Origin of the sequence: Lentzea roselyniae (genome assembly GCF_039537795.1) — a bacterium.
Taxonomy (GTDB): domain Bacteria; phylum Actinomycetota; class Actinomycetes; order Mycobacteriales; family Pseudonocardiaceae; genus Lentzea; species Lentzea atacamensis.
The window spans coordinates 1-5,848 of sequence record NZ_BAABBE010000091.1 but is presented as its reverse complement, the minus strand read 5'-3'; the positions used below and the strand labels follow the sequence as shown (position 1 = coordinate 5,848).

The 5,848-nt window shown below is 66.4% G+C and carries 7 protein-coding genes and 1 pseudogene; 2 read left to right on the top strand and 6 right to left on the bottom strand.

Annotated features, from left to right (window positions below; translation table 11 throughout):
* On the bottom strand, positions 1 to 205 hold a 205-nt coding region (locus ABFX45_RS45745; protein ID WP_346137356.1), incomplete at its 3' end, for a PAS domain-containing protein.
* A gap of 417 nt (positions 206 to 622) precedes the next feature.
* Here ABFX45_RS45745 and ABFX45_RS45740 point away from each other — a divergent pair.
* Positions 623 to 766, top strand: a complete 144-nt coding sequence (locus tag ABFX45_RS45740; RefSeq protein ID WP_170166513.1) for a hypothetical protein — start codon at positions 623 to 625, stop codon at positions 764 to 766.
* A 288-nt stretch (positions 767 to 1,054) separates the two neighbouring features.
* Here ABFX45_RS45740 and ABFX45_RS45735 read toward each other — a convergent pair whose 3' ends face one another.
* From ABFX45_RS45735 to ABFX45_RS45725, 3 genes and pseudogenes are all read right to left on the bottom strand, one after another.
* Positions 1,055 to 1,546, bottom strand: a complete 492-nt coding sequence (locus ABFX45_RS45735; protein ID WP_346137355.1) for an SRPBCC family protein — start codon at positions 1,544 to 1,546, stop codon at positions 1,055 to 1,057.
* An 827-nt stretch (positions 1,547 to 2,373) separates the two neighbouring features.
* Positions 2,374 to 2,870 (bottom strand): annotated as a pseudogene (locus ABFX45_RS45730) (IS5 family transposase); the annotation flags it as partial.
* 346 nt (positions 2,871 to 3,216) lie between these two features.
* Positions 3,217 to 3,564: a hypothetical protein gene (locus tag ABFX45_RS45725; RefSeq protein WP_346137354.1), complete on the bottom strand. Its 348-nt coding sequence runs from the start codon at positions 3,562 to 3,564 to the stop codon at positions 3,217 to 3,219.
* A 278-nt stretch (positions 3,565 to 3,842) separates the two neighbouring features.
* Between ABFX45_RS45725 and ABFX45_RS45720 the strand changes: the two genes are divergently transcribed.
* Positions 3,843 to 4,883, top strand: a complete 1,041-nt coding sequence (locus ABFX45_RS45720; RefSeq protein ID WP_346137353.1) for a TerC/Alx family metal homeostasis membrane protein — start codon at positions 3,843 to 3,845, stop codon at positions 4,881 to 4,883.
* 219 nt (positions 4,884 to 5,102) lie between these two features.
* On the opposite strand, the gene ABFX45_RS45715 is transcribed toward ABFX45_RS45720, so the two are convergent.
* Both ABFX45_RS45715 and ABFX45_RS45710 read right to left on the bottom strand, forming a co-directional pair.
* Complete coding sequence (locus tag ABFX45_RS45715) at positions 5,103 to 5,504, bottom strand: ATP-binding protein (protein WP_346137352.1); 402 nt, start codon at positions 5,502 to 5,504, stop codon at positions 5,103 to 5,105.
* A 79-nt stretch (positions 5,505 to 5,583) separates the two neighbouring features.
* Positions 5,584 to 5,848 (bottom strand): fluoride efflux transporter FluC (locus ABFX45_RS45710; RefSeq protein ID WP_346137351.1); only part of this gene is annotated, 265 nt, incomplete at its 5' end.

The window sequence follows — 5,848 nt, the reverse complement described above, 5'->3', positions numbered from 1 at the left end:
AGTCGAGCACCGACGCGAACTCCGGGTTGGCGTAGAGGAAACGCATCTGCTCGTCCACCACAGCGAAGCCCACGGGCGCTCGTTCGAGGACCGCCGTGATCTCCAGCAGCGATCCACCGGAACCTGCAAGACCACGCGCAACGTCGATGGCGCCGGCAGGCGCACTGTCGAGGAACTCCGCGGCTTTCCCGTCCACGAACCACATGGCTGGTCGTTCCTCCTGTCTCACCACACAGGCCCGGCTCCGAATCCCTTGTCATGGCACTACTTCCGGCAGTTCTCATACCCGTCTGAGAATGCGGGTAAACACAGTGTTCCGTCTGACGGCGGATCACTTCAGATCCAGAGAAGACTCTCGTCGCGCACTTCCAAGACCTCAGGAGCGGAAGACCACGGCGTACGCCACCAGGTGACGTGTACCATTGACACCATCGGGGCCTGAGTTCGTCAGATGTTCCCCGAATCCCTAGCGCCGTGCGGCTGCTCCGGCTCACTCGCCGTGTGCACGCACAGGACGCAGAGAAAGTCGGAACCCATGCAGACCCACAACGATTCGCGTTACGATCCGCCCGGCCACAGCGCAGGTGATTCCCGTGTTGAACCACCTGACGGAACGCGTCCAATGAGCGCGTTCCCGGCGGACGGGCTCTTCAGCCATCCGGACATGGATCACCTCGACACGAGGCGCGGCTCGCTGCCCGACGAGGACCAGCGGTCCTACACCAACCTGTTCCACGAACCGGCTGGCGCTGTAGAACACCAGTAAGCGGGCACGCCGCTACTCACGCTTCCAACTGCGCCTGGCCGCCCGCCTCCGCACCCGCACCCTGGTGAACCGTTTTCGCGAACATCGTGCTCTTCACGGCACGTCGGTAGTCGTCGCGGATTTCCAACACGCCTGGGCGCAGCACGAAGCCGGCGAATTTTTGGTGGGCTGATCAACGAGTACGAACCTGCAGCAGCCTGATGCGCAGGTTCAGACCGCTGGGCCGCGTTCGGCACCCCAGTGGGTGCCTGGGGCGGTTCGTTTCAGCCCTCTCGGGCAGACCGCAGTTCAGCCCTTCACTTCGCGGACGTCTTGTCCGTGCTCGGCGAACGCCTTGAAGTCCTGCATGTGCTGTAGCGACTGCTTGCGGAAGGCACCGGGCATCAAGAGCCCTGCCAGCCGCATCAGCACGCCGCTGAACCGGTACTCGTTCTCGCTCACCCAGAGCGTCGTCTCCTGGCTGGTTTCGGTCAGGCGATCGCGCACGGCGCTCCACATGCCCTTACCGACGATCTCGCGCTCGAAATGGACGACGCCCTCCGTCGCGATCCCTTGCAGGTCCACCGGTTCCCGGCGCGTGATGGTCTCGGTGCCCTCGAACTTCTGCTGCCCCATCTGCATCACAACTCGCGACTTGGTGCCGACCTGCCCGTGCACCCCGCTCAGCGGCTCGTGCAGCACCAGGCCTCGCAGCCACTTCGGCAGGTGCTCCGGGTCGGAGAGCAGCTGGACCACCCTCTCCCGCGGCAGGGCGATCTCCATCGAGACGGTGTACCTCATGGCGGAGCGCTCCAGTTCTCGAGTGAACGGACGCACGCTAACAGCTCCGCATGATCTGAACTTGCGCTAATTCATCGCCGCGCTCGCCGGGGCTGCCGCTGCACGATCACGACCTGCGGATGTCGAGGCGCGGATCCGCCAGATGCGGTTCAGTCGGTTCGGGACGGCGCCACGCACCTCGCTGTGCGCACGCAGACACTGAGCGGGCGCACAGGCGCGGTCTGCGCTGTTGCTCGTGCAGCACGCGCACAAGCGCCAACGCATTTGTCTTCGCTTACTTGATCGTGCGCGGCTCGCTCTTCGGTTACACGGCCCTGGCTCCGCGCCACCGATTCGGTCGAGCCGGGAGGTGGCGGTCGGGCACAAACAGGTTGCCGCGTTGCTGCGTGATCGGGAGACCCAGTTGCGCACGCTCACTCCTTTGCGCGCCCAGTACGCAGAAGGCGTCACCAAGCTCACGATGCTCGCGGAGACGCGAGTGTTGTTCGCCCGCAATGGCCGCAACCGAACACGTCGGAAGCGGTCGTCGCACAGGACACCGGCCTCACGGAGCCCAAGTTCGACGTCTCGTCGGAATTGAGGGCCACGAAGAGCAGGCGGACAGAGATCACCCAGTACATCGAGGGCCTCGACGCGGACCTTGGTCGGCTGCTGGCCGAGGCGGAGACCACCGAGCGCGAAGTGGGTGAGCTCGCGCAGGCAGTTGACGCCGCCGCCAACGAGGCAATCAGCCCGTTCCTCAGCCGGCGCGACGACCTGATGCGACAGCAACAGTTCGCTTCCGCACAGCTGGACCAGGCACGGACCGCGATCAAGATGCTCGACAGGCCTCGTTTCCCGCGCACCGGCGGGACCTTGCCGATCAGCGGCATCAGCTGGGTGCCGTCGTTGCAGTTGCCGCCGGTGAGGGACACGGCGAGAGGGATGCCGTGTCCTTCGTGATCAGGTGGTGCTTCGAGCCCGTTCTGGCGCGGTCGACCGGGCTCGTCCCCGTTTTGGGCCGCCCTTGAGCGCGCGGACGTGCGAGCCGTCGATCACCGCCCGCTGCCAGTCCAGCGCGTCCGCGGCGTTGAGTTCGGCGAGCAGGTTCTCGTGCAGCCGCTGCCAGACCCCGTCCCGATGCCAGTCCCGCAGCCGCCGCCCGGCCGGTCACGCCGGAGCCGAACCCGAGTTCCTGGGGCAGGAACTCTCACGGGATATCGGTGTAGAGCACGAACAGGATGCCGCACGACACCTTGCGATCGTCCAGCCGCTTGCGCCCCGGATGGTCGGCACGACGAGGGACCACCGGGAGCAGCGGCTCGATCCACGCCCACAAGATCATTCCGGTAAGGATGATCGAAACCGGGGCATGACACCTCAAGTCGCGTAGCCGCCGCCACCGTGTTGTGACGAGCGGGTCGACCAGGCTTTCCGGCGCTCCACCCTTGAAGGTGCGCACAAGCCGGCGGAAGGCAAACTTCTGGGATGCGGCTGCCGGCTGAGCAGATGGTTGGCCCGCATCTGGCGAGTGGTATCCGCAACGCTGCTGCGGAGGCATTGGATCCTTTGTGGACAGATGTGGTCCAACGAGGTCACGCCCGCGGTGCGGGCATCGTCGAGGTCGCTGACCTGATCGAGCGCAAGGGGTGCACATCGGACATGGGGGTGCCCGCCGACGTGGTTGGCGTTCACTCCCAGAACACCTGGAGTACCTCGGTCGTCAGCTGGGGCAGTCCGACGGTGGCGCAGTCGACGTCCGGGTGCACTACCGGGTAGGCGTTGGCGGTGTCGCCGACGAGCGGACCGCCGCCGACCGTGGGATCGCCGGTCTCGGCGTGCGCGATTTGCGGTGATGCCCAGCTCGTGGCGAACGCGACCACCGCAGCCAGTGGCAACCGATGGTTCGGATCCCGGCGACGCGAATCCGAGGACGACGAACCCCACTCCCAGTGCTCGCCCAGTTCGCCGGCCGGCCGGCCGCGTCTCGTGAGCGTGATCTTGTTGTCCCGCCCAACTCCCTGCCACCTGCGGCTCAACCCGAAGAGGTGTTACCCGGCCGCGCAATCGTCAGGTCGCGGCACCACCGACACCCAGATGAGGCGTGCCCGCACGCCTGGACGATCGCTCGCCACACCTGAACGACCCCTTACCAACACTTTACTATTGCTTTACTTCGATTGGCTGGCGATACTTTGAACGAGGGGAGTACTTCCGCAGGGTCTGCCCGGTCAGTACGGACACTCCGACGGTGTCCCCGGGAGGCCGCCCCCGGTGGGTGAAGGAGACCTCGAACGCTGACGTTCGAGGAGGTCCTGTGCCCGACTCAGCAGTTGCGTCTGCCGTCGTCCCGGCCGCCCAGGCGGACTCAGTCGGTTCGCCGGGACTGTGGTTGCTCAGCATCGCGGTCCTGCTGGCACTGCTGACGGCCGACTTCCTGGTGACCCGCCGCCCGCACGAGGTGTTGATGCGCGAGGCCGTGGGCTGGTCGGTCTTCTACCTCACGCTGCCCATGGTGTTCGCGATCTGGATCTGGACGGCTTTCGGCAGCGGACAGGCCGTGGAGTTCGTCACGGGCTTCGTGGTGGAGAAGTCGCTGTCGGTGGACAACCTGTTCGTGTTCATGCTGCTGCTCGCGGCGTTCAGCGTCCCGCTGGAGGTGCAGCAACGCGTCCTGCTCTACGGCATCGTCGGCGCCCTGGTGCTGCGTGGCATCTTCATCGCCGCCGGCGCGGCACTGCTCGCCGCCGGAACGTGGGCGTTCCTCGTGTTCGGCCTGATCCTCTTCGCCTCGGCGGTGAAGATCCTCCACCAGGCGCTCACCGGCGCCATGACCGATCGGGACATCTCCCGAATGCGCTCGGTACGGCTGCTGCGCAGACTGATGCCCGTTACCGACGACTACCGCGGCACTCACCTGACAGTCCGCGAACACGGTCGCCGCGCGCTCACACCGCTCGCGGTCGTGGTGGTGGCGGTGTTCGCCACCGATGTCGTGTTCGCCATCGACTCGGTGCCCGCCGTGTACGGCATCACCGAGGACCCCTACCTCGTGTTCGCGACCAACGCCTTCGCCCTGCTCGGCCTGCGTGCCCTGTACTTCGTGCTGCACTCCGCGCTGGCCAAACTGGTTCACCTCAACCACGGCCTCGCCATCATCCTCGCCTTCATCGGGCTGAAGCTGGTGCTGCACTGGGCCCACGGAATCTGGCCTGCCGTGCCTCAGATTCCCACCCCGGTCTCGCTCGCGGTCATCGTGGCTGTCCTCGGCACCGTCACGCTGACGAGCTTGCGGGCCCGTCGCCGCACCGCACCCACAGACCCGCCCGCAGTGCGGGTCCACACGACGCGGGACTGAGCCATGCTCTTCGAGTACCTGATCGAGATGATCCTCGAACTCGCTGCGACCATCCTCGTGCTGGTCTCACTGGTGATCGCATGCGCGGCGCTGCACCCGCCCCGAGCTCCACACCGCTGACGGCGGTGAAGGAACCCGGAACGAGTCACCGGCCAGGCCGCTGTCGGACGCAGGCGGCGGATCCCCCACTCGGCGGGTGCTCGTGCTGGGGTAGGGCGGTCAGCAGGTGATCTCGGCCCACACGGTCTTGCCGTGGAGGCTGTGGGTGACGCCCCAGTCCTTCGCGAGCCGGTTGACGATGACCATGCCCCGGCCTCGGTTGCCTCCGAGACGGGAGCATCCCAGTGTCGGCGGGTCGGGCGAGGTGTCGTCGATCTCCACGCGCACGAAGCACGGCTCCGTCGACCGGTGCAGCCGCATCCTGCGCGGGCCGCGACCGTGGTCGAAGGCGTTGCTCACCAGCTCGTTGACCACCAGGAGGATGTCTTCGAGTTCGTCGGCGGTCACACCGGACAGCGCGCTCCGCGTCCACCTTCGGACTGCTGCGACGTCATGCGCGTAGTCGTCCAGGTCGAGCACCTGGGGTCTCGGGATGTCGTCAAACCGGCTGGTGGGATGCACATGCCTCACCTCCTCGCTGGTGGCGACGCTCGGTCGGCGGTGCGGCCCGCCCGCCAACAAATGTCCCACAATGCTCGTCTCATCCCAGCATCGCCGCGACGCACATGTGAGCGAGAAGGGCTGTACCCACACCGGCCACGGCGCTGAGGACGACGTTCATGGCCGCGTAGAAGTACGCTTTCTGCTCGGCCAATCGCAGTGTCTCGTAGCTGAACGTGCTGTAGGTCGTCAGCGCGCCGCAGAACCCGGTGCCCGCCAGGGCGAGCACGGAGTGCGGCATCGCCGCGCCGGCTCCGGTGAGTGCGCCGAGGATGAGGCATCCGGCGAGGTTGACCGCGAAGGTT